A 25,367-nucleotide genomic window follows, 5' to 3' on the forward strand; every position below is an offset into this window, starting at 1 on the left:
GCGAAGATTGAGTAAATAAAAAAACAATGTTTAATCAGTTTCAAACAAAAGCAATGGATTAAGCTTTTATTTGATAGTTGATGAACATTGTTTTTTTGTTTGCTTACTTTTACGAGTGGTACTATTTTTTATATGCGTTCGTTGTCTTGTTATGATCTGTCTGATTTTTCGTCTGGCTTGCATCAGCGGTTGTTTTCTCGGTTACCATTCCTTTGCTTGGACTTTTTGGAATCTTTTGATCTTCCCGTAAACTATGATTTGGATTGATTGTCATTCCATCTACTCCTTTCTCTAGGGCGAAGTCGAAGTATTTTGACATAATGTAAATACTTGAGGCAAGTTCAAATTGACATCGTCCTATTTGTTTCACTTTTTAGTATGTATCAAATAAGAAAAAATATGTGTATTCGTTTCGATTGTTTTGTATTAGGAAAGCATGTGGTGCGTAGTATAAGTTGTACTCATTTGGGCTTTTTGCTATGTTTTATGGGACACAAGTTATTTTTTGAAGTAGGAATACATGGAGTTTATTCAATGAAAATTAAATATAATATATGAAGAAATTAGATAAATATCTAATTTTCTGTTTACATAGTAAAAATTCTATGATAGAATCAATTTATATTAGATGGACATCTAATTAAATGAAATATAAAATTAGAATATAATAAAATGAATTTATATTTCATTTAAAAAGAGGTTAGATACATATAAAATCATACACGCTTCGATATCAAAGAGAGGAGTCAACACATGAGTGAAATAATTGGTGAAAAAGAAGAGAAGATTGGATATCGTGATATTCTCAAGCAAAAAAACTATCGAAAGAATATGTTAGCAGCGTTAATCAATCGGTTTGGTGATTCGGTGGACAGCATTGCGCTTACGTGGTTGGTCTATCAAGTAACACAAAGTGCGGCTTGGTCCGCAATTATATTTGGAGTAAATCGTATTCCTACGATTTTTCTTCAACCGATCGCTGGTGCCATGATCGAGGGTAAGAATAAGAAACGGATCATGATTCTTACAGATTTGATTCGAGGTCTATGTGTTGCATGTATTGCAACAGCAATGATTATGGGGTTTGTTAATCGTTATCTTATATTAGCAATGACCGTTTTAATCTCATCAGCAGAGGCATTTCGTGGTCCTGCAGCAACAGCGCTCTTGCCGAAAATTCTTGATAAAAAGTATTATGATCATGGTTTGGCGCTCAACTCAAGTCTATGTAGCATTATGGAGTTAGTTGGTCTTGGTCTTGCGAGTATGATCATTGCACAATTTGGCATTTCAACAGCAATTTATACAGATGCTATTACCTTCTTCTTATCTGCATTAATCATTGCCACGATGCGTATACAGGAGGAGCCACAAGAAAAGAGAAAAGTGGAATTTTCAAGTTACATAAACGATTTAAAAGAGGGATTTGGCTATGTCAAACAGAAGAAAGCAATTATGTATTATGTGGTTTTGGCAGTTTTTCTCAATGCAATCCTAGTTCCTTTCAATAGTCTTCAAGCACCATTGATAAGTGAGATTTTGAAGACGTCAGAATATATGCTTTCCGTTCTAGGAATTACGTTAAGTCTTGGAATGATCTGTGGTTCCATTACATATCCAATGCTTTCTCAAAAACTAAGCAAACGAGCGATTGTCTGTTTGGGTGGATATTCCATTGCAATCTATTACATAATATTGGTACTCGCAGGGTATGTGAATGAATGGGTCGTTGGGATGTATGCCATTACATCACTTGGTTCCTTCTTAATGGGAGTTCTTGTAAGCTTGATGCTGACATTAGTTAATGTAGAGTTTATGAAAAAAGTAGAGGAAAGCTATCTAGCAAGAGTTGGTGCCTTGTTTAATTCAGTTTGTGTAGCTGCTATACCTATTGTATCCTTTTTTATAACAGTACTTGCAAAATTCTTATCAACTAAGGTATTATTTATAATAACAGGAGGAGCAGGTATTTTAGTATGCATCTTCCTTTGTACGAAGAAGAAAACAAACCAGTTATAGATAAAGGAGAGCGTAAAAGATGCTTACGATTACAGAACATGTGAACTTAGTCAACGAAATATTCAATATATTTTATTTTATGGTAAATCAAGATGACCTAGAGGACACCATAAAAAATCTCCAGTTAGAATATCAGGATTCTTTGGTGCAATACCAAACGAAGTGTAATGCAATTAGAAAGATTTATCAACATGTTCAAAATAATATGGTAAGTGAAAAAGAGGAGATTACGTATTTTTTCAAAAGTAGAGGAAAAGCATGGCTTACTTATGGATCATTGGCAATGTGCTGGAATCCAATTCATTTGGATTATGGTATGGAAGAGTATGCGGACTTGATCAAGAATCAATCAGAAAGAGATAAGTATAAAGCTTTTATGGATGTGATGGAACCAGAGGAAGAGAATTGCTTAGAAGAGGATGAAGTATATAATCTGGAATCGTTGGTCACCTATCTAGAGAATACTTCTTTGGATAGTGAAATCTGTTTTGAAATCCTTAAGATCTATAAGAATCGTGAATCGTATTTTGAACGTTTACGTCTTTTGATCGATAAAGGAATTCAATTAATGAAGGATTGTCAGCAAGAGATTTTTTATCTGGAGAAGGAATTTGTATCCTATTGGGCAGAAAAAGAAAAAGAGAAGAGCATCATTGCGCGTTTACAAGATGAATTGAATGTTCAGTGGATACATAGTGCCAAGGAAACCATTCTAACAATGACAATCATTAACCTATCCAGGGTTACCATAACGCTAGAGGATACACACGATATGGCAAAGGAAGTGATTACAATGGGTGCGGTTCTTAATACAAATCTAGCAACAACTTTGCCAGTCGTATCAAAGGACAAATTACTTAAGATTGGAAAAGTATTAGCAGATAAGAGTAAGTTAGAGATTCTCGAATTGGTTTCTAAGAAAGCATCTTTTGGGAAAGAAATTGCTGCTGATCTTAAGTTATCAACACCAACAATTTCTTATCATATGAATACACTTGTAGAAGTGGGATTTGTAAAAGTGGAAGTGCTTTCTGGAAGAATCTATTATAGTATGGATCTGAATAAGATCAAAGATAATCTGGATAAAATAAAAGCTTATTTTGAAGAATTAGCAAATAAAGCATAACGTTGTAGTAAATAAGTATTCACATAACCTGAGGTATAAGATGTTTGCTGCATTTATTCCTCAATCGTATTCATACGATAGATTTTTCGTTACAAGGGCCAAAAGGTCGTGAATTTCATGCTTGCATGAAAAGATCAATTTTTTGGCCCTTATATGATTTAATTCTCTTTATCAATAACAATGATCTTGCATTTTACTTTGGTTCCATCCTCTTTGACATAAACATAGGCTGTACCCTTTTTCTTTGCAGTAATCGTTCCATCGGAAGTAAGGTCAATGACGGTGTTGTTGCTACAGGACCAGGTTGGTGTATTACCAGAAGAGACAGTTGCATAGAGTGTTGTCGTTTGCCCGACTTGTAATGTGAGGGAATTTGAACTTAATGTAATCGTCGGGGATAGAACTGTCACTTCACAAGTTTTTGCAACACCGTCTAATGTGGCAGTTATTGTTGCATTACCATGCTTTTTTGCGGTTATCAGACCACTGTCGTCAACGATGGCAATACTTTTTCGATTGGTTTTCCATTTGGGTAAAAGATTAGATGAGATACTTGCTTTAAGTTGAAAGGTTTCTCCACGGTAAAGAGAGATTTTCGTTTCGTTTAACGTGATTTTGGGTTTCTTTACCCTTACTTTGCAAGTTACTTTGGTACCATCTGCAGAGATGGTGATGGTTGCCTCGCCAGGTTTCTTTGCAGTGATGAGCCCCGTTTCGTCAACTGCTGCAATACTTTTTCGATTGGTCTTATAGATAGGCATTGAACCAGTAGAAGTGCTAGTCTTGAGTTGAAATGTTTCTCCATGTTCAAGGGAAATCGTTGATTCATTCAGCGTAATCTTCGTTTTATCCACCGTTATTAAGCAGGTAGCTTCAGCTCCTTTGATCTTAACAGTTATGATAGCGGTACCTGCTTTTTTTGCTAAGATTTTCCCATATGTATTGACAGATGCAACTTTTCCATTACTACTCTTATAAGTGGGTGATTTTCCATTGGAGGTGAAGGCAACGAGATAGAAGGAATCGCCAATAGCAAGTGTCTTCTCATAATTTGTCAGCAAGACAAAAGGATAGGTAGTGAGTTTTCCAATTGAGGCTTTTGCCTCTAGTTGAAGTATGGGATTAAGGCCGATCATAAGAAATAATAAGATACCAACCATACAACGAGTAAAGAAATGCTTGTAGTGATTGGAAACAGTTTTGATATAAGATTTCATAGAACTCCTCCATTCTTTATAGAGGAATAAATGCTGCGTAGGATACGCATTGCAAACATGATTTTATATTACCACAATATGGTAAATAATTCAAGAAATCATCAAGGCATTTGTTGTGATAATCTTGATTATTATGAAAACCCTTATTATAATGATGTTGGGGGCAATGGATCGATTGCCCCTGATACTTAGTTTGGGTATTAAAGCCTATATTAAGTTTTTGGTTTTACTTTGTTAATGAATCAATCTTGAGAATGACTGCAGGGAAGCTAATGAATAAGAAACCAAGGGGTAGGAAGGAAGTACGGCAGGATGAAACGACAGTGGAGCAAACAGACGAAAAGGGGGATAAGTGGGTATACAAAAGCAATTGTCTACATAGGAATCGTTACCATGTTGGGGAACATCGTGATGGTTCCAGTAGCAGAAGCGAAAGAACATACGCAGGTTGTTGGTATTCAGGAAAATGAAAACCAGACAGTAGTTGGTGAAAACTATCTAGTAATAGAAGAAAACCAAACGGACGCAAGCGAAACAACTCCAGGAACAGGAGAAAACCAAACGGACGCAAGCGAAACAACTCCAGGAACAGGAGAAAACCAAACGGACGCAAACGAAACAACTCCAGAAACAGGAGAAAACCAAACGGATGCAAACGAAACAACTCCAGAATCAGGAGAAGACCAAAACAATCCAGATGTGAAAGAACCAGTCTATAAGAACGTGAAGGAGACTGTGTATGTAACAAAAAACTGCACAGTATATGAAGAACCGGATACCAATAGCAACAAGCTAGGAACAGCAATCCCATATAAAAAATACACGAGGATCGGACTTGGAGAAGAAGGATTTGATCAAATCACGTTTGAGGGAGAAACAGGATATATTAAATCAACTGAATTAACAACGAAGAAACCAAGCATTCCTACGGATGTAGTTAGTACAACAGATAAACTATATGATTATAGTAATATGAAAGCAGATTTAAAGCTATTAAGCAGATATTATCCTGATATTCTATCGGTAACAACAATAGGTACAACAAGTGATAAAAGAAATCTATACTGTGCTATATTAGGGAATCCCAACGCAGAGAAGCACATCTTGATTCAAGGCAGTATTCATGCACGAGAATATATTAATACACAGCTATTAATGGCACAATTGGAATATTTCCTTGTGCATTATGAAAAAGGTTCCTATGAGGGAACCACCTATAAAGAACTTTTTGATGAAGTAGCGATTCATATCATTCCAATGGCTAATCCAGATGGGGTGATCATAAGCCAGTATGGACTGAAGAAAATTCGCGATAAGAAACTAGTAATCGCATTACAGGGAATGCAGAAGTCAAGTAATTATACTAGATGGAAGGCGAATGCGAAGGGTGTCGATCTGAATAAGAATTTTTCTTTTGGTTGGACAAAGAAGACAGGTGTAAAAAAACCCGGAAGCATGAACTATCCTGGAACAAAAGCATTGTCTCAAAAAGAATCGAAAGCAATGGTTGCTTATACAGAAAGCATTAGTGGGCTGAAAACAGTACTAAGTTATCATTGCATGGGAAATATTATATATTGGAATTATGGACAAAAAGGAACTTTAATGAAGAAATGTAAGGAACTAGTTAATCTGGTGAAGAAATTGACGGGGTATAGTCTCGTCACACAGAGTTATAAAACAATATCCTATGGAGGTTTTAGTGATTGGGCTGTAAGGGATTTAGGTGTACCAGCAATTACGATTGAGACAGGAATGATCAGTGCGCCAGTTAGCCATTCTCAGTATAAGACTATTTGGAAGCAGACCAAAGATATTATTCCAGCAGTAGCAGCACAGGTACTGGGTAAATAAGAGGAGGAGTAGGCATGCGAAAGTAAATTTCACATGTTGACTCACATCTAGTAAAGGGTACCTGATTTATGAAAGGCAAGAAAGAAATATGAAAATACAATGTATGAAAAAAGAACAGGTAAAAGACCTGTATGAACAGCATATGATTGTAGATTTCCCACAAAGTGAGTTGAAGACACTTGATCAGATCATGTCTTATCTTGATCTGGGAATCTATACGATCTATGGGTTATATGAAAAAGAAGAACTCCTAGCTTATGCAATGTTTATGTTGCAAGAGAAGAAAGAATTTCAACTTTTGGATTACTATGCTTGTAATCGAAAGTATAGAGGAAGAGGATATGGTTCTTATCTATTACAAGAACTATCAAAAGTGGATCAAACATCAAAAGGATATCTGATTGAAGTGGAGTCGGTACGAACAGCTGCAAATGAAGAAGAACGGATGATTAGAGAACGTAGAATCCATTTTTATGAGAAGAATGGATTACGAAGAACTTCATTACGAACGAATGTATATGGTGTGGAATTCGACATTTTATATCTACCGATTCAATGGGATGGAGAGGATACGGTATTACAAGCAGCAATAGAAGAACTCTATCTTCAAATGTTTGGTGAAGTCAATTATGAGAAGTATACGACAATTGAGAAGATAGCAACTAACTACGCTGCTCAAACGGAGTAAGATAATCAGATCCAAGAAAAGAAATATTTAGCACTAAAAAGCAAAGCAAATAATCAAAACAGATCATCAAAAAAGCAGTAAGAATAAAGCAGTTTCCATATTAGAAAGTGTATGGTATAATAGCAAGGATGACGGCATCAATGGAAACATGAAAAGATCTGGCAGGAAATTATGCTGTTGTCCTTATGAATGACATATTGGAGGTGTTGGGATGGGTAAGTACAGAATTATCGTAAAAGGAATCGTAAAGAATCTAGATAAGTATCTGATTGTTGAAAAATGGTTTGATGATCGAATTCAAGATCCTTATCAATGGGGATTTGTTGATGGCGAAGTTAATTTTGGTGAAGCACCAGACCGTGCTGTTGTACGTGTTATAACAGAGAATACAGGCTTATGTACACAGATTGATCGGATCTTATATACCTGGTCCTTTATGGCTGGAGATACCTATACGATTGGTATCACATATCTATGCCTAACAGGAATGGAAGATGTGGTTCTGTCAGAGGAATTACATAACTATAAATGGATTACAAAAGAAGAATTTGCGGACTATATCAACAATCAGGATATCCTTAAAGATTTGGATAATGCAGATGTAGAATAAGCAATTCCGATTTTGATTGATACAAAGTAACATTGATACAAGGTAACATTGGTACAAAACCTAGGACAGTTTCATAGGAGAAAGGTGGTTTCTTTTGAAGCGAATGATCAAGAATGGGAATGTGATTGATCCCGCAACGAATAAAGAAGGTATATATGACATTCTGATTGAAGGAGATCGGATTGTAAAGGTGGCAAAGAATATTACAGAAGAGGTAGACCAGATTATCGATGCCACAAATTGTGATGTAATGCCCGGATTTATTGATCTACATGTACATCTAAGGGAGCCAGGTTTTACGTATAAAGAGACCATTCAATCGGGTTCTAGGGCTGCAGCACATGGAGGGTTTACGACAATCTGTCCTATGCCAAATACAAATCCAGTAATCGATAGTGGCAAGATGGTAGCTGATCTAATGAAAAAAGCTGAGACGGATTCGGTTGTTCATATCTTACCAGTTGGTGCAGTTACAAAAGGGCAGGAAGGGTTGGAACTTTCTGAGATTCATTCCATGGTAGAACAGGGAATCGTAGCAATCAGTGAAGATGGAAAATCTGTTATGAATACTGCAATCTATAAAAAAGGAATGGAAACTGCAAAGAAAGAAAATATCGTTGTCTTAGCCCATTGTGAAGATAAGAGTTTGGTACAAGGCGGCGTTATGAATGCAGGAACAAAAGCACAACAACTTGGGATGCCAGGAATCACCAACGCTGTAGAAGATGTGATCGCTGCAAGGGACATTCTGTTAGCAAAGGAAACAGGAGTGAAATTACATCTATGTCATTGTTCAACCAAAGATAGTGCGTGGATGGTGAAGGAAGCAAAGGCACAGCATTTACCAGTAACTGCAGAGGTTTGTCCACATCATTTTGCTATGTCAGAAGAAGATATCCTTCTAGACGATGGTAACTATAAGATGAATCCGCCGTTGCGAAGCAAAGAAGATGTACAAGCGTTAAAAGAAGCTTTACGAGACAATATAATCGATGTGATTGCTACGGATCATGCCCCTCATAGTGAAGAGGAAAAGAAAAAATCCATGAAGGAAGCACCATTTGGAATTGTTGGATTAGAAACAGCATATTCTCTTGCGATGACGGAACTTGTTAATGGAGGATATCTTACCAAGAAACAATTGGTGGAGAAGATGAGTAGGAATCCTGCTCATGTACTTGGAATTTCCAAAGGGACATTAGCAGAAGGTGCAGTAGCGGATATCGTAATCGCAGATCCGAAGGAAGAATATGTAATTGATAAGAATACATTTGTCTCAAAAGGAAAGAACACACCATTCCATGGGAAAAAAGTAACAGGCAGAATTCACTGTACCATCGTAGCAGGAGAAGTTGCTTATCAACTTTAGTTTACAATATATAAACAATCATCAGATAAGAATATGACAGATGGGAGAGTATACTCCGATTTGTCGAAACAATAAAGGGAGGAAGTTATGATTAACAAGCTTATTCGTAGAATTGAAACATTAGGAGCACCAATCGTTGTAGGACTTGACCCTATGCTTTCTTATATACCAGAAAGCGTAAAGAACAAAGCATTTGAAGAAAAGGGTGAGACATTAGAAGGTGCTGCGGAAGCAGTATGGCAATTCAACAAAGGGATCATTGATGCAACATATGATTTAATCCCTGCAGTAAAACCACAGATTGCTATGTATGAACAATTTGGCATCGAGGGACTTAAAGTTTTTAAGAAAACAGTTGAGTACTGTAAGGAAAAAGGGCTTGTAGTTATTGGAGATATTAAACGAGGAGACATTGGTTCTACTTCAGAAGCTTATGCAGTAGGACATATAGGGAAAGTTTCCGTTGGTCAGAATTCCTTCTATGGTTTTGATGAGGATTTTGTTACCGTAAATCCATACCTTGGATCAGACGGAGTTGAACCATTTATTAAGGTGTGTAAAGAAGAGAAAAAAGGAATCTTTGTGCTCGTTAAGACTTCTAATAAGTCAAGTGGCGAGTTCCAAGACCAATTAGTAAATGGAAGACCATTGTATGAATTAGTTGGTGAAAAAGTAGCAAGCTGGGGTGAAAACCATATGGGTGATTCCTATAGTTATGTAGGAGCAGTTGTAGGTGCAACATATCCTGAGATGGGGAAAGTTTTACGTAAGATCATGCCTAAGACATATATATTAGTACCAGGTTATGGTGCACAAGGAGGAAAAGCTTCCGATTTAGCACCTTACTTTAATAAAGATGGATTAGGAGCGATTGTAAATTCTTCTAGAGGAATCATTGCTGCTTATAAACAGGATAAATACGCAAAGTTCGGAGAAACAGCATTCGCAGATGCATCAAGACAGGCTGTAATTGATATGATAACAGATATTAAATCTGCACTGTAGATGTTTTTGTTTGTCTGGTCAACACGCATAGTATAGAAAGAGCAAAAAGAGGTTGTAGCACAATCAGGATATGGAATGAATCCGTTAGTGATTGTGCTACAACCTTTTCATTTAAATTATATAGAATGGATCAGGGATAAATAATTTAATCGACATTCTGATCATCTAATAGACTTTCTAATTGTTCTGGTGTCAAACTATCTGAGTCATCGAAAGCCGTATCCGATTCTTCAAGTTCTGGCATTGGCTGAACAGTTTCCCTAAGTATCTGAAAACGCTTCTCATCTTGTTTTATTATGTAAGGCTCTTTTTCACTTACACGGTACGATTTCAGTAAATTCCCACTTTCTAAACAAACCGTATTGGAATTGCATAAGTCATAATTGCTTTTATATGGCATTTTATCGTACATACTTAAATCATCCATTAAGGTATTATCAAATGGTTTGAGTTTCGTACTTTTTATTTGTTGTTCCAATCGTGTTGCCTCCTTAATCTGTTACAATCTCACATGACCAATAAGATACGAATCAAGTCATATTTTACTAACAGTATACAACCTTTATGACCTGAATTCAATGATTATTATTTACCCTTTTTTGAATCTCTACAATAAGAATTGGTACAAAGGAAAGAACACCAACACTTACCCATTGCTTTGCATTAAGAGGAAGGACTTTGAATATCATCGCAAGTGGCTCGAAGGTAATTACTGTTGTTAATAAAATGGTACATACAATAAAAGATAAAAGATGTTTTATATTGCTGAATATTCCAATTGTTAAGATCGATTTGTCGCTGCGCATGTTAAAGGAATGAAATAGTTGGGAGAGACTCAATACGGCAAATGCCATTGTTCTTCCTAACGTTAAGGAATCAGTTGAACCACCAATATTGTAACGGTAACCTAGTATAAATGCAGTTAAGGCAAGTGAACCAATTAAGAGACCTTCAAAGAGAATCTTAAATACCAGACCATTGGCGAACATTCCTGTGGAAGGTGGAATTGGTTTGTTTTTCATAATGTCTTTGTCAGCAGCTTCCACACCGAGGGAGATTGCTGGCAAAGAATCCGTAACGAGATTGACCCATAAGAGTTGCACAGCAAGGAGAGGGGAGGGTAAGCCAAGTAAAATTGCTGCAAAAATTGTTAGGATTTCACCAATGTTGCTGGAAAGAAGGAAATGAATTGCTTTGCGAATATTCTGATAGATTCCGCGACCTTCCTGAACCGCTGATACAATCGTTGCAAAATTATCGTCAGTAAGGATCATGTCAGACGCATTTTTTGCAACATCTGTTCCACTAAGTCCCATAGCACAACCAATATCTGCTGTCTTTAAAGCAGGTGCATCATTCACACCATCTCCAGTCATAGCAACGACATTGCCTTTTTTCTGGAATGCTTTGACGATTCGTACCTTATGTTCGGGTGTAACGCGGGCAAATACACGATAGGAATCAATCGTGTTATTCAAAGTCTCTTCTGACATAACAGATAGTTCCGTTCCTGTTAGAGATTTGTCGCCATCTTCTAGAATCCCCAATTCCTTTGCTATGGCGCATGCTGTTGTAATATGGTCTCCCGTGATCATAATAGGTGTGATTCCAGCTTGTTTGCAGATTCGTACTGCATCTTTCGCTTCTGGACGTGGTGGATCAATCATACCAATTAGTCCGGTGAATATAAGTGTACTTTCTGCTAATGCAGTTCCCTGTATAATCTTAGAGGTCTCTTTATAAGCAACTGCAAGTACGCGCAGTGCTCGTTTCGCCATATCTGTATTGTATTTTTGAATAATTGCCCGTTTGGCATTGGTTAACGGAGAAATCTTACCATTATCGTAATAGTGTGTACACCGAGAAAGAAGGACATCAGGCGCTCCTTTGGTGATGCATAGAAGCTGTTCATTTTCCATTTTATTAATGGTTGTCATTAATTTTCTGGAAGAATCAAATGGAATCTCTGAGACTCGCTTATTGCTCAGATCGAGTTTGGCTTTGTTAATTCCGACTTTACATGCTGCAAGAATGATTGCATTTTCAGTGGGTTCTCCTGTTGCAGTTATATCATTTTTTGTTACCTTAAGCGTCGAATCATTACATAGTGAGCCAAGAGTAAGTATGTGGCTGGCTTCTTTGGAATCAAAATTTACTTTCCCATGAATGGAATAGAGATCTGTTACGGTCATCTGGTTTTGCGTTAACGTTCCTGTCTTATCAGAGCAGATAACGGTAGCGCTACCTAAGGTTTCTACAGCAGGGAGTTTACGTATCACAGCATTTTTCTTTGCCATGCGAGATACCCCTAGGGACAACATGATTGTTACGATTGCGGGAAGACCTTCTGGGATTGCAGCTACAGCCAGAGAAACACTGGTCATGAACATATCAAATGGTGGACGTCCTTGAATGGTTCCAAGCAGGAAGATGAGCAAACAAATTAATAGTGCAGCAATTCCGAGAACTTTTCCTGTTACAGCTAATCTCTTTTGTAATGGGGTATCAGGGGTATCATCAGCCATAATCAATTTGGCTATATGACCCACTTCTGTATGCATTCCAGTGCTGGTTACAATAGCACAGCCACGACCATAGGATACAATACTGGTAGCGTAGACAAGATTCTTTCGATCTGCCAAAGGGGTGTTGATATCGTAGATCTTATCTGCATTTTTTTCAATGGGATGAGATTCACCAGTCAGGGCAGACTCATCGATTCGGAGGTTGATTGCAGTTAGCAATCGTGCATCAGCAGGTACATAGTGTCCGGTTTCTAGTTGTATAAGATCTCCAGGAACAAGTTCTTTGGAAGAAATAACACTATGGCAGCCATTACGAATTACGGTTGCAGTTGGAGCAGTCATATTCTTTAATGCTTCTAGGGAACGCTCTGCTTTTGTCTCCTGTAAAACACCTAATACAGCATTCAAGATGATAATAGCAAATATAATAATTGGATCCACAAAATCGGCATGCCCTTCAAGTACGGATATGGCAAAGGAGATAATGGCAGCGACGATGAGGATTGCAATCATAAAATCTTTGAATTGCGAAAAGAATTTACTTACAATACTTTTATTTTTTTTCGTTTCTAGAACATTCTCTCCATACTCATGGATACGCTTTGCTGCTTCCTTACTTGTCAGTCCTGATTCTGCATCAGAATGAAGAAGTTTGGCTGTATCCTGTGCGGATAGATTGTGATAATTCATGTAGAAACTCCTTGTAATCATAGTTACTCTAATATATGCATGGACACGGAAATTATAACAGATACAAGTAGCCATTCTTTTCACTTTGCATACTTTATTATAGAGAGGCGTGTCTTTTGAGATGTGAATCTTCCTCTCGAAAGGAGAAGAATGTATTGCTATTACAGATCATTGTGATATCAATCTCATTAAGTATAGATGCCTTGGGAATTGGAATTGCGTATCCTTTACGTGGGGTGGTGATTGGCACAATGGCAAAAGGAGTCATTGGATTAATATCTGGGGGTGTAATGTTCTTATCCATTGTAGTTGGAAAACAAATCACAAAGTATGTGCCACCCGATGTTATGATGCTACTTGGGACTGCAATCCTAGTGTTAATGGGGGTAATCTATATTCGAAATAGCCTGTTTAGTGATGAAGAGGCATATTATGACTTGGACCAATCAAAGAAGATTGAATGGTTTGAAGCAATTATCTTAGGAGTTGCATTATCAGCAGATTCAATCAGTGCTGGAATCGCTATTGTTGCAATTGGACTAGAGAGTACATTTGTACCAATCCTTGTAGGATTTACACAAGTGGGATTTTTATCAATAGGAAATTATCTGATTAAGAAATTTGCAAAAGTTAAGACGATTAATAGTAAGGTGTGCGGTGTGTTTTCTGGTGCACTTCTGATCTTCATTGCTATAATAAGGTGTTTATGATATAATGATTTAGCTTAAAATACGGAATAAGTAGGAGAAAAACATGAGAAATATACAATTGGTATTGGAATATGATGGATCACGTTACGATGGCTGGCAAAAACAACCGAAGTATCCCAATCGTGTTATGATTCAGGATAAGGTTGAAGCAGTATTAAGTCAGATGGAAGGGGAAGAGATTCAACTAGTTGGAGCGGCAAAAACGGAAGCTGGTGTGCATGCGTATGCACAAGTAGCCAATTTTCAGACGAATTCTACAATGAAGGTATATGAAATCAAACATTATCTGAATCGCTATCTTCCGAGAGATATAGCTGTAAAAGAAGCATTGGAAGTGCCGGAGCGTTTTCATAGTAGTTATAATGCCAAATCGTTTGTTTATGAATATAAGATCGGAATTGGGGAAGTTCCCAATGTCTTTGCAAGAAAATATAGTTATTACTGTTTTGACTCCTTAGATTTACTCAAGATGCGTCAAGCAGCAGAGTATCTGAAGGGAAAACATGATTTTAAAGCATTTTCGGATAATAAGAAACAGAAGAAATCTACAGAAAGAGAATTATTCGATATTGATATCTATGGAGACAAAGAAGAAGTGCTGATTACCTTACATGGGGATGACTTTTGGCCATTTATGGTGCGAATCATTGTTGCAACATTGCTTGAAGTTGGAACGGGAAAGATGGAACCTCAATATGTAGAACAGATTATTGAGAAGAAAGATCGAAATCTTGCTCCAGCGGCAGCAGATGCCAAAGGTCTTTTTCTTACAGATGTAAAATACTAATTCGAGTTTTTACTTGTCATAAAAATGTATTTGAGGTAAGATTATAGTATATTAATGTACAGCACAGACCTTTGCAAGGGGATTGTGATGATGTACAGAGGAAAAAAGAGAAGGGGGGGATTCCGTGGCTAATTTCTGCTCAAGATGTGGAAAACCACTAGAAAAAGATGGATTCTGCATGAATTGTATGGATTTCGCTAGAAAGAGTGAAACGGAACAAGGAGTGTCTGAAAAAGATTCGAATATGGTTCATACAGCACCTTATGCAGACCCATTTATTCAGCCATCAAACCAGATACCGAATGAGATACATGTGCAAGGTGAACAAAAACAAAAGACATCTGCCGGACAAATGTTACTTGCATTACTCTTGATCGTACTTGTTTGTGGAGCGGGTATCTTTGTGATTGCAAAGTTTTCTGATACAGAGAACACAAAGGATGAAGAAGCAACAGAAGTATCCTATGACGATCTTTTGCTAGATACAGATGATTCAAAAGAGGAAGATGTATTGTTAGAGGATTCAGACGAAAGTATAGTGGATGAGCAAGATGCTTATGCTTATGATGAATCTGACTTAAGAGACGATATGGCTGAAGTATACGAGGCGGATTACGATGAGATCATGGCAGCTGGAGAACCATCTAATGGGTATGCATTATTTGCTACCACAAAAGATGATATTATTCCTGTTATGGACCAGTATTTTTCAGACCAAGATATCGAGATGAATTATGAATCAAGTATGGATAATTCATATGAAATGGTTGATGATGAAAAGATTACGTATTATGAAACCTATTCGTTATGGTCGGAAGCAGATAATGCTTCCAATATGTACTTTGTTACATCGGATACGGTTACAGGTAAATTGCTTTATGTTGGTGTATATGAAGAAGACAATGAAAAAGCAATTGAATTAGTACGTAAGAGTTTGGAAATCATTGATCCAAGCATAGAAGAAGATACACTAGAGGAGACATGTGATGGTATAAGAGAAGCAAGTGGATATGTGGAGCTTACTTGTGGAGAATATGGAATATATGGAGAATTTTCGGAAGAAAGTAACCAATTCTACTATTACATTATGAGTTTAGAAGACCATTAAGATTGATCCAAAAAAGGAGCTATTGACCATTAAAATGGTAAAATAGCTCCCTTTGTGTCGTTATAGGGAATCTTTGTTTGTTTGCTTTCCTTTTCGATGGAATACTTTTTTGTACAACAGAAGGAAAAGAAGTAGTAGGATAACAGGGATTAAGATGTGTTTGTATTGATCATAATACGAGTATGCTTCTTTCCAATTGTCTTGTAAGAAATATCCGGTTCCAATTAGTAGGGTATTCCAAATTGTAATACCAATGAAAGATGATAAAAGAAAAACGGAATAATTTTGTTTCATTGTTCCGCTTATAAATGCAATATAGGTTCTACAAAGAGGAATTACCCGGGCAAAACACACCGCAGAGGCTCCGTACTTTTCAAAGTTCTGGTAGGAAGAATCAATTCCGTGCTGTGATTTGGGAAATTTTTTTACAAGTTTTTGAAGGATTGCAGAACCACCATATAAACCAATTACATAGCAAATCGTTGTTCCAATAAGACCAGCAATAACACTTGCCGTTAAGATTACGAAAAAGTGAATATGGGTTGCACAGGCAATCGCACCTGAGAAAGGAAGAACGATTTCACTAGATACAGGAAAACAAGCATATTCCAGTAATATGATGAGAAACATTGCTAATAAACCATATTCTGAAATGAGGTTTGTAAAAAAATCCATAATTAACTCCGAGCATTCTTTTTTCAAAGTATATTAGCACATAGAAAAAATAATGCATATTCACAGAAATAACGTCTAAGTTGGACAAGTAAAACATATAAATGATGGTAGAGTCAAAAAGTCATACACTGAATTTTGCCTCTGTACCATTTATATGAGTTGCTTGGCAAAAGTGAGAAAGGAACTAGACATTTGCCGGACCGCTCAAATATTTAGTTAATATCTTGTAATAGTATTGTTACATGATTGACACAAATATACCACAAAACACTTATACAGTATACGAGGAAAAGTATACCAAACGTAATAGTAAATGCTGGTAGCGATTCCAATCAAGGATAAGTGTAACAACAGCATGACACTTGGAGGTTGAGATGAAAGAGATAGTACAACAATTACAAAAGAGAAGCAAATATCTGCTGGCACTTTCTATTGTGTTATTCACACTTTGGGGCTTACATAATAATGCATCATCAGATGCAGCAAGTTCATATCCATATTTAATTAAAGTGAATAAACAACAGAATTGTGTTACCATCTATGAAAAAAACAAGAAAGGAAAGTATACGGTTCCAGTGAAGGCAATGATATGTTCCACAGGTGCAGACACACCAATAGGTACATTTAAAACGCCAGCACGTTATCGTTGGAAAGTATTATTAGATAATGTATGGGGACAATACTGTACAAGAATTAATGGGGGAATCCTGTTCCATTCTGTTTGGTATTACAAACAAGATCCATCAACTTTATCTGCTGTTCAATATAATAAACTTGGTACCATGTGTTCGCATGGTTGTATTCGATTGACAGTAGCGGATGCCAAATGGATCTATGATAATTGTCCAGTAGGAACAACGGTTACAATCTATAATAGCAAGGATCCAGGTCCACTTGGAAAACCAACTGCCATTAAGTTAAAACCGAATACAGGTTGGGATCCAACGGATATCTATTATAAGAATAATCCATTTAACAATAAGAAACCTTCGATAAGTGGAGCAAAAAACAAGACAATCAATGTTGGAGACAAGGTAAACTTATTAAAGGGAATCACGGCGAAGAATACAACTGGATTTAGTATCACTTCTAGGATTACTGTTTCTGGAAAAGTGAATACGAAGAAAGCTGGTAAATATAAGATTACATATAAAGTAACAGATGAAATCGGTAGGACAGCTAAGAAGACAATCACGTATACAGTTGTGGGTGAAGAAGTAGTAGAAGAAGTTGGAACGCCAAAGATCACTGGTGTGAAAGACCAAGTGGTGAAAGGTGGTACAGAAATTACAGAAGAACTTGTGTTAAAAGGTGTAACGGCAACCATTGGAGATAAGAAAGTTGATGCAAGCAATATTCAAGTAACGATCGTAGATAATAAAGATAAGACATATAGCGTTACGTATAAGTTAGTAGCATCCAATGGAGAAACGGAGAAAGTAGCAACAGAAAAGGCAACCTTTACCGTAGATGATGAAGCACCAGTAATCAAGGGCGCAGAAAATAAAGAAATCCCATGGGATACCAAAGTAGATGAGAAAACAGTATTAGAAGGCATTACGGTCTCAGACAATACGAGTAAATTAACAGTGGATGACATAAAAGTAACGATTAAGGAAAAAGAAGATCGTTATATCGTAATCTATACAGTGGAAGATTCCGTTGGCAACAAAACTACAAAAACGATCAATCTTATTAAGAAAGACTACCTTGTTTTAGAAGGGGTAACGGATCGTAAGGTTGAGAGCGATGTGATAGTTGATCGAGAATATCTATTAGAGGGTGTTACGGCATACTACAACGGTAAAGATGTTACGGATGACATTGAATTACGCATAGTAACTAAATACAATGAGGATAATCTAATTACTAGCTATATTGTAACTTATATCATCTATGATAATATGAATAATGATGTTCGAAAAGATGCAATTATTACAGTTTTAATTGATGAGTAAGTAAGCGAAAAAATTGCGAAAAATACCAACATGTAAAAAGTGTTGGTATTTTTTTGTTAAATTGTATGGTATGAATTCTTATCATTATAGTGTATAGTAATAATGGGATTACAAATTAGAAACGAAGGGGAATGTATATTCCTGTTTTTAAAACAATGTATATGTAAATGAATGGAGTTAAATGTTAAATAAATAGGAATAAAACCTAAGCGTATCAAATTATACGGTACATAGAGGATAAAGATTGAATGAAATGCAATTATGACGACAAGGAAAACACAAAAAATGATTTCCTGTATCAGATAGTATGAAATCATTAAATAGCAGAAAGTAGGTAATATGCATGAGTAAGGATAATATCAGTATTTATACGATTGCAAAAGAAGCGGGTGTATCGCCATCTACTGTATCAAGAGTAATGACGAATAGCACTAGAGTTAGTGAAGAAAAAACACAAAAGGTAAAAGAAATAATTGAAAAATATGATTTTCGCCCCAATGCGTTAGCTCGATCACTAAGTAATACAAAAACAAAGATGATCGGTGCATTAGTTGGCGATATTCGAAATCCATTCTTTGCTGCATTAGCAACAGAATGTGAAAAAGCTGCGACAAAAGAAGGGTATATGCTTCTATTAAGTAATTTTAATTTGGATGGAAAAAGCGACGAAGCTGACAAGTTATTCAAGTTATATGAACAACGGGTGGATGCAATAATTCAGATAGGTGGTGCGGTGGATGATGTCGTTTCAAATCCAGAATACGTGGATGCAATCAACCGAATTGCCAATGATATACCTGTAATCATCAGTGGTAAACTAGATGGAGCAGACTGCTGTCAGGTAAATCTAGATGAAGGTAAATCGTTAGAGGTCATGTTTGATTATCTAGTTAGCATTGGACACAAAGAAATTGCATTAATTGGTGGAGAGAGTACGGCTAAATCAACGTATGATAAGCGAACTAGATACAAACAATTGATCGCAAGATATGGTCTAACTTATCGAGAAGAATATATAGCCAATTGTTCTTATGACATTAACGGTGGATATCATGCCATGAAAAAATTCTTGAAAGAAGTTAAAAAATTGCCTTCGGCTATTATTGGAATCAATGATTTCGCTTCCATTGGAATAATGCAAGCATTACAGGAAACAGGGTACCGTATACCAGAAGATATATCGGTATGTGGATTTGATAATACCATTGGAACAGAAGCTTGTATGCCAAAGTTGACAACAGTTGGATATGATTATGAAGATTTTGCAAATAAATTAGTAATGGCAGCAATTAAGAGAATTCAGGGAGAAGATGTTCCACGATTACAAATGGTAAAATCAGAGTTAGTAATTAAGAATTCCTGTGAAAAAATATAAAAAAGAGAATAGAAGTAAGAATTAACTAGAGAAAATTGCCAAAAGTGGTTGACAAATTATGGCTAATGGATTTAAAATAGACTGTGAAATCGATTTCATAGTCTATTTTTTTGGTTAATTCTACATAGTACGACGATGGTTATCCCGATTAGCGATATGTATCGTTAGTAGAATTCATGCCTTGCTATTCTTGGCTTTGTACAAACTATAGTATGACTTAAAGGTAAAGTCGATTTCATGTATGTGGTATAACTTGATTCGGATGCCAAATCCCTTTCGAAAGAATCAAGCTTAACCAAGGTTTAACCACCCAAAGGAACTTCTATAGGTGTAAATACAAGGTACATCGTGTGATTAGGAGGTGGAAGAATGGATTCGAAAAGAGTAGTTACAATTTATGATGTAGCGAAAGAAGCGAATGTTTCTGTTGCTACCGTTTCAAGAGTGTTAACCCATAATGCCAGAGTAAGTGCAGAGAAAAAGAAGAGAGTAGAACAAGCAATTGACAAATACAACTATCATCCCAATGCCTTAGCGAGAGGGCTTAGTGAAACAAAAAGCAAAACCATTGGGATCATTATATCAGATGTTCGAAATCCCTTCTATGCATCTCTATTCGTGGAATGCGAAAGCAAAGCTTATGAAATGGGTTACATGCTATTACTGTGCAATTCTTTGGGAAATAATCAATTGGAAGATATGCATCTGGAGAAATTAGTGAGCCAGAGAGTGGATGCGATTATTCAGATTGGTGGTCGGGTGGATGAATTGGTTGCCTGTCCGGAATATGTGGATCATATAAATCGTATCGCCAATACTACACCAGTTGTGATAACAGGAAGACTAGAAGGTGCAGATTGCTATCAAGTTAATATTGATGAAGCCAGTGCAATGGAATGTATTATGGAATATTTGATTGAATTAGGCCATACAAAGATTGCTTTCCTTGGAGGAAGAATGGACGTAAAAGGTACAGTAGATAAACGATCAAAATATAGGCAGATGCTGATGCGTTATGGCTTACCATACCGAAGCGAATATGTCCTAGATTCAGAATTTTATGATAATGCGGACGGATATCTGTGTATGCAAAAGATCTTACAATTATCAGAAAGACCTACTGCAATCATCGCAATTAACGATTTTACAGCAAGCGGAATTATGAAATCGATTGCTGAAAATAACATGAATGTACCAGAGGATTTTTCTTTAGCCAGCTTCGATAATACATTTCTGACAGATGTGATGATTCCTCAACTTACCTCAGTTGGTTATGACTATCAAAAATTTGGTGATGAGATTATGAACGTAGCAATACAGGCAATTAATTCTGAACCTGTACCTCAAATTACAATTGTTAATCCAAAACTAGTGGTAAGGAATTCCTGTAGAAGAATAAAGTGAGCAACTTTTTATACAATACATAGTAGAATGTTACTATAAAAAATAAAATAACGAACAAAAAATAGATAAAATATATAAAAACATGTTGACATTATTCTACAGAGTGTTATAATGACAGTATGAAAAGGGTTTCATTAATACAAAAGTGTACAAATAGTACAAAACAAATTAAAAAATTATAAAAAATTACAATGTTTTGATCATGTAACAGTGGTAAGTAACTTGCATATTCAAATGGTACACCATTACTTTACTTAATTAAAGGCAAACAATGGATATATAGAGAAAAAATACCGTAGAAAACAAGAACAGATTTGACACCACAAAATGATGCATATTAAAAAATGCACAAAACATTTTTTTATCGTATTATGTGAAAACGGTTTCAAATATTATGAATGGGGGATGAAAGATGAGCAAAAATAAAAGTCATGTTGTCACAGCTAGACCAAGAAAAATGAGTTTTTTGCAAAAAGTAGTTAAGTACCGGGTTTTACTTCTAATGTGTCTTCCAGCGATTGTATTTTTCTTCGCTTTTAGTTATTTACCAATGCCGGGTGCTTATGTTGCATTTACTTCCTACAATTACAGGAAAGGAATATTTGGTAGTGAATTTGTAGGGTGGGATAATTTCAAATTCTTATTCGAGTCCGGAAAGATTTGGTTGTTAACAAAGAATACAATTCTTTACAATATTGCATTTATTCTATTGGGAAACTTGCTAGCAATCTTCATGGCAATTTTATTCAATGAGATAAAGAAGAAAATCTTTAAGAAGACAGCACAAACAATCATGTTCCTTCCATATTTTATTTCAGATGTTTTGGTTGGATTATTGATTTACAATTTATTGAATTCTGATTTTGGTTTCGTCAATAGCATTATTACTAGTTTAGGTGGCAAGAAGATCAGCTTCTACGATAACCCGAATATATGGCCGGGATTGATCGTTTTGATTAATTTGTGGAAGTCAACGGGATATAATACAGTAGTTTATTTTGCAGCAATTTGCGGAATTGATCAGGAAATTATTGAAGCAGCAAGAGTGGATGGAGCGAATGGATTCCAAAAGATTCGTCATATCATATTACCATCTTTGAAGCCAACATTTGTAATCTTATTATTGTTTGCTATGGGAGGTATCATTCGAGGTAACTTTGGATTGTTCTACAATATCATTGGATCAAACTCCATGTTATTCAAGACGACAGATATTATTGAAACATTCGTTTATCGAGCCACAGTCAATGACTTTAACTTCCAGACAGCCAGTGCAGTTGGTTTGTACCAGTCAGTATTTGGATTTATCTTGGTTGTAGTATGTAACAAGATTGTAAGTAAGATCGATCCGGACTATTCATTATTCTAAGGGGGGAAAACGATGGCAAATACTCAAAAAGCTGTAAAGAATAAGATTAAGCTAGATAAGTCAGACAAGATAATCCGCGGTTTTTCCTACGTATTTATATCAATATTTGCACTTGCCTGCTTGTTACCATTCCTTTTGATCATTGCAACATCATTTAGTACAGAAGGATTAATAAGAAAAACTGGTTTTACGATTATTCCAAAAGGATTTACAACATACGCTTACAACCTGATTTTTGAAAATCCAATGAACATGTTAGGTTCTTATGCAGTAACTGTTTCAATGGCAGTTGTCGGAACAGGAGTTGGACTATTCGTAATCGCTATGACTGGCTATGCACTACAAAGAAAGGATTTCCCTTTCCGAAATGCAATTTCATTTTACATATATTTTACGTCCTTATTCTCAGCAGGATTGGCACCTTTTTATCTGATTATGACAAAATTCTATCATTTAAAAGACAGCTATCTTGCCGTATTCTTACCATTATTAATGACTCCATGGCTGATCATATTGATGAAGAACTTCATCAAATCCATTCCACATGAAATTACAGAGTCAGGTAAGATCGATGGTGCAGGTGATATGAAGATCTTTACCGCTTTGATTCTTCCGATGGTGAAACCTGCATTGGCAACAATTGGGTTATTCCTTGCATTAGGATATTGGAATGAATGGTATTACTCCTCTCTATTCCTAAGTGCACAGGTTGACTATAAACCATTACAGTATAATTTATACGAAGTGGTTAACAAGATTCAAGCATTAAAGAATTCTGTAGCAGGTAGTTATGTATCATTTGATAACTTGCCACAGGAAACACTAAAGATGGCGACTGCAATCGTAGCTACCGGTCCAATTATTTTATTGTACCCATTTGTACAGAAATATTTTATTGGAGGTATTACAGTAGGAGCAGTTAAAGGTTAATTGTATGGGGTAACTAGTACGTATCCTGTTTGAATGAGGTGATCCCATGATTACAAGCAATTCAAATGAGATAAACCAATTAAAAGGAGGAAGTTTATGAGAAAAAAATTTTTGGCAGTACTTATGGTAGCATGTATGGTAGCAAGTATGACAGCTTGTGGTAAAAAAGAAAAAAACAACAATACGACAAATGCAGACACAAAAACTTCAGAAGAAACAACAAGTACCGATGCAAGCGGTGATACAAGCAGCGACGATACTGCAGAGACTCCAAGTATTGATACGTCAAAACATGTCGTAATCAATTACATGATCACAGGAGATAAACCAACCAATGGTAAGACAGAAGAAATGATGGAAAAGTTAAATGCAATTCTTACTGAAAAAGTTAATGCAGAACTTAACATTTACTGGATTGGCTGGACAGATTATTTAACAAATTATAACTTAACATTAGCTCAAAATGATGGTTCTGTTGACTTAGTTGGTACAGCTACTGACTGGTTGGATGCTTGGCCAAATGCGAAAAAAGGTGCATTCCTTGAACTTAGCGAAGATATGTTAAAGACTTATGCACCACAAACATATGCTTCTGTTTCAGCAGATCATTGGGAAATGTGTAAATTGAATGGAGAAATCTATTTAATCCCAGAAGATAACTATGCACAATGGACAAATCATGGATTTATGTATCGTGGTGATTGGGCAAAAGAAGCTGGATTAACAAATGGTGTACATAGCTGGGAAGATTTAGGAACTTACTTCCAATATATCAAAGATAATAAAACAGATGTTATTCCTTGGGATGCTTCTGGTAGTGGTACAACAATCATGAACTCATTATCAGGTGGTTGGATTTCATCTAAGACAGATGATATCTTCATTGAAGGTCTTGAAGTACCTCTATTCTATGGTGCAAGCAAAGATGATCTTTACACATTAACTTCTGCATTCTATGAAGGCAATGAATTAGTTGATTTCGCTAATACAATGAAACAATGGGCTGAAGCAGGATACTGGAGAAGCGATGTTTTAAATTATAATGGTGATACTCGTGAAGAACTTTATGCTGGACAGACAGGAGCAGATCAACATCATACACAAACTTGGTATACAACAGTTCGTCCAAAAATGGATGAGAAACAACCAGGATCTGATGTAGGATTCTTCTACTTTGGTGAAGAAACAAAGAACCTTACAGCATTATCAATCACTCATGGTGCAACTGCAATCTCTTCTGGATCTGCAAATCCTGAAAGAGCACTTATGGTTTATGATTTATTAAGAAATGACGAAGAATGTTATCGTTTATTCAACTATGGTATTGAAGGCAAACAATATACAGTTAATGCAGAAGGTCAATTAGAAAGACCAGACGGATATGACGATACAGCTGATGCAATCCAAACCAATTACTGGTGGGGTCGTAACGATGCTTTAGAATTACCTAACTCAACTTGGTATAACGAAGGAAAAGATCAAAAATTCCAAGAATATTCACAATTCGCTATCGACTATCCATATGGACAAATCGTATTCAATACAGATGATATCAAGTCACAAATGTCAAACTTATCCGATGTATTCAATACCTATATGCCAATCATTGCATTTGGTAAATCAGATAATCCAGAAGGTACTGTTAAAGAGTTCAGAAGTGCCTTGAAGTCAGCTGGTATAGAAGATGTAATGGCAGAATTACAAAAACAATTAGATTCACTTAAAAATTAATGAAAAAGTCTCTTAGGTAATGAAACGTTCCCATAGACTATAGACACCTGATTTTAGTGAACTGAGTGTGACAGATCGTAATTATTCAGTTTCAATCTGTTACACTCAGTTTTTTTATATACTAGGAAAGTCCTCCGACGTTCCTGGTATATAAACCCTCCGGGGGATGCGCACTCGCACATAAGGTAAATGTCAGCTGAAGCTGACTGTGCTCGGC

At 36.2% G+C, this 25,367-nt stretch carries 21 protein-coding genes; 16 read left to right on the forward strand and 5 right to left on the reverse strand.

Annotated elements, in window-relative coordinates; translation table 11 throughout:
• Nucleotides 1-121: 121 nt before the first annotated feature.
• On the reverse strand, nt 122-319 hold the full coding sequence (locus HBB17_RS00925) for a hypothetical protein (protein ID WP_167954902.1): 198 nt from the start codon (nt 317-319) through the stop codon (nt 122-124).
• A gap of 434 nt (nt 320-753) precedes the next feature.
• Between HBB17_RS00925 and HBB17_RS00930 the strand changes: the two genes are divergently transcribed.
• A complete protein-coding gene (locus HBB17_RS00930; RefSeq protein WP_167954904.1) occupies nt 754-2,019 on the forward strand; it encodes an MFS transporter in 1,266 nt (421 codons plus the stop codon).
• A 19-nt stretch (nt 2,020-2,038) separates the two neighbouring features.
• Nucleotides 2,039-3,145 (forward strand): winged helix-turn-helix domain-containing protein, encoded by a 1,107-nt coding sequence (locus HBB17_RS00935; RefSeq protein ID WP_167954906.1) that lies wholly within the window; start codon nt 2,039-2,041, stop codon nt 3,143-3,145.
• Nucleotides 3,146-3,303: 158 nt separating this feature from the next.
• Here the strand turns inward: HBB17_RS00935 and HBB17_RS00940 are convergent, their stop codons facing one another.
• Nucleotides 3,304-4,362, reverse strand: coding sequence for an Ig-like domain-containing protein (locus HBB17_RS00940; protein WP_167954908.1), 1,059 nt, complete (start codon nt 4,360-4,362; stop codon nt 3,304-3,306).
• Nucleotides 4,363-4,674: 312 nt separating this feature from the next.
• Here HBB17_RS00940 and HBB17_RS00945 point away from each other — a divergent pair, with 312 nt between their 5' ends.
• From HBB17_RS00945 to pyrF, 5 genes are all read left to right on the forward strand, one after another.
• On the forward strand, nt 4,675-6,216 hold the full coding sequence (locus HBB17_RS00945) for a M14 family metallopeptidase (protein WP_167954910.1): 1,542 nt from the start codon (nt 4,675-4,677) through the stop codon (nt 6,214-6,216).
• A 103-nt stretch (nt 6,217-6,319) separates the two neighbouring features.
• Nucleotides 6,320-6,904 (forward strand): GNAT family N-acetyltransferase, encoded by a 585-nt coding sequence (locus HBB17_RS00950; RefSeq protein WP_167954912.1) that lies wholly within the window; start codon nt 6,320-6,322, stop codon nt 6,902-6,904.
• 211 nt (nt 6,905-7,115) lie between these two features.
• Complete coding sequence (locus HBB17_RS00955) at nt 7,116-7,514, forward strand: NUDIX domain-containing protein (protein WP_167954914.1); 399 nt, start codon at nt 7,116-7,118, stop codon at nt 7,512-7,514.
• A 94-nt stretch (nt 7,515-7,608) separates the two neighbouring features.
• Nucleotides 7,609-8,883, forward strand: a complete 1,275-nt coding sequence (locus HBB17_RS00960; RefSeq protein ID WP_167954916.1) for a dihydroorotase — start codon at nt 7,609-7,611, stop codon at nt 8,881-8,883.
• 87 nt (nt 8,884-8,970) lie between these two features.
• Entirely contained in the window at nt 8,971-9,888 is a 918-nt protein-coding gene (pyrF, locus tag HBB17_RS00965; protein WP_167954918.1) for an orotidine-5'-phosphate decarboxylase, read from the forward strand.
• A 145-nt stretch (nt 9,889-10,033) separates the two neighbouring features.
• On the opposite strand, the gene HBB17_RS00970 is transcribed toward pyrF, so the two are convergent.
• Together HBB17_RS00970 and HBB17_RS00975 are read right to left on the reverse strand one after the other, a co-directional pair.
• Complete coding sequence (locus HBB17_RS00970; protein ID WP_167954920.1) at nt 10,034-10,366, reverse strand: hypothetical protein; 333 nt, start codon at nt 10,364-10,366, stop codon at nt 10,034-10,036.
• Between the two features lie 97 nt (nt 10,367-10,463).
• Nucleotides 10,464-13,103: a calcium-translocating P-type ATPase, SERCA-type gene (locus HBB17_RS00975; RefSeq protein ID WP_167954922.1), complete on the reverse strand. Its 2,640-nt coding sequence runs from the start codon at nt 13,101-13,103 to the stop codon at nt 10,464-10,466.
• A 116-nt stretch (nt 13,104-13,219) separates the two neighbouring features.
• Here HBB17_RS00975 and HBB17_RS00980 point away from each other — a divergent pair, with 116 nt between their 5' ends.
• The 3 genes from HBB17_RS00980 (at nt 13,220) to HBB17_RS00990 (ending at nt 15,708) form a co-directional block, all read left to right on the forward strand.
• Nucleotides 13,220-13,813, forward strand: coding sequence for a manganese efflux pump (locus HBB17_RS00980; protein ID WP_274380741.1), 594 nt, complete (start codon nt 13,220-13,222; stop codon nt 13,811-13,813).
• Between the two features lie 43 nt (nt 13,814-13,856).
• Nucleotides 13,857-14,600 carry a tRNA pseudouridine(38-40) synthase TruA gene (truA, locus tag HBB17_RS00985; protein WP_167954925.1) on the forward strand — a complete coding sequence of 248 codons (744 nt, stop codon included), beginning with the start codon at nt 13,857-13,859 and terminating at the stop codon, nt 14,598-14,600.
• A gap of 124 nt (nt 14,601-14,724) precedes the next feature.
• Nucleotides 14,725-15,708, forward strand: coding sequence for a hypothetical protein (locus tag HBB17_RS00990; RefSeq protein ID WP_167954927.1), 984 nt, complete (start codon nt 14,725-14,727; stop codon nt 15,706-15,708).
• A 60-nt stretch (nt 15,709-15,768) separates the two neighbouring features.
• On the opposite strand, the gene HBB17_RS00995 is transcribed toward HBB17_RS00990, so the two are convergent.
• Nucleotides 15,769-16,383, reverse strand: a complete 615-nt coding sequence (locus HBB17_RS00995) for a DedA family protein (protein ID WP_167954929.1) — start codon at nt 16,381-16,383, stop codon at nt 15,769-15,771.
• A 374-nt stretch (nt 16,384-16,757) separates the two neighbouring features.
• On the opposite strand from HBB17_RS00995, the gene HBB17_RS01000 reads away from it, so the two are divergent.
• From HBB17_RS01000 to HBB17_RS01025, 6 genes are all read left to right on the forward strand, one after another.
• Nucleotides 16,758-18,341 carry a L,D-transpeptidase family protein gene (locus tag HBB17_RS01000; protein WP_167954931.1) on the forward strand — a complete coding sequence of 528 codons (1,584 nt, stop codon included), beginning with the start codon at nt 16,758-16,760 and terminating at the stop codon, nt 18,339-18,341.
• Nucleotides 18,342-18,684: 343 nt separating this feature from the next.
• A complete protein-coding gene (locus HBB17_RS01005) occupies nt 18,685-19,716 on the forward strand; it encodes a LacI family DNA-binding transcriptional regulator (protein ID WP_167954933.1) in 1,032 nt (343 codons plus the stop codon).
• Nucleotides 19,717-20,085: 369 nt separating this feature from the next.
• Nucleotides 20,086-21,120 carry a LacI family DNA-binding transcriptional regulator gene (locus tag HBB17_RS01010; RefSeq protein WP_167954934.1) on the forward strand — a complete coding sequence of 345 codons (1,035 nt, stop codon included), beginning with the start codon at nt 20,086-20,088 and terminating at the stop codon, nt 21,118-21,120.
• Nucleotides 21,121-21,532: 412 nt separating this feature from the next.
• Entirely contained in the window at nt 21,533-22,489 is a 957-nt protein-coding gene (locus HBB17_RS01015; RefSeq protein WP_167954936.1) for an ABC transporter permease, read from the forward strand.
• Between the two features lie 12 nt (nt 22,490-22,501).
• Nucleotides 22,502-23,419, forward strand: coding sequence for a carbohydrate ABC transporter permease (locus HBB17_RS01020; protein WP_167954938.1), 918 nt, complete (start codon nt 22,502-22,504; stop codon nt 23,417-23,419).
• 96 nt (nt 23,420-23,515) lie between these two features.
• Nucleotides 23,516-25,150: an ABC transporter substrate-binding protein gene (locus HBB17_RS01025; RefSeq protein ID WP_167954940.1), complete on the forward strand. Its 1,635-nt coding sequence runs from the start codon at nt 23,516-23,518 to the stop codon at nt 25,148-25,150.
• The last annotated feature ends 217 nt before the right edge of the window (nt 25,151-25,367 follow it).

Origin of the sequence: Anaerosporobacter faecicola (genome assembly GCF_012070565.1) — a bacterium.
In the GTDB taxonomy this organism is placed as follows: Bacteria; Bacillota; Clostridia; order Lachnospirales; family Lachnospiraceae; genus Anaerosporobacter; species Anaerosporobacter faecicola.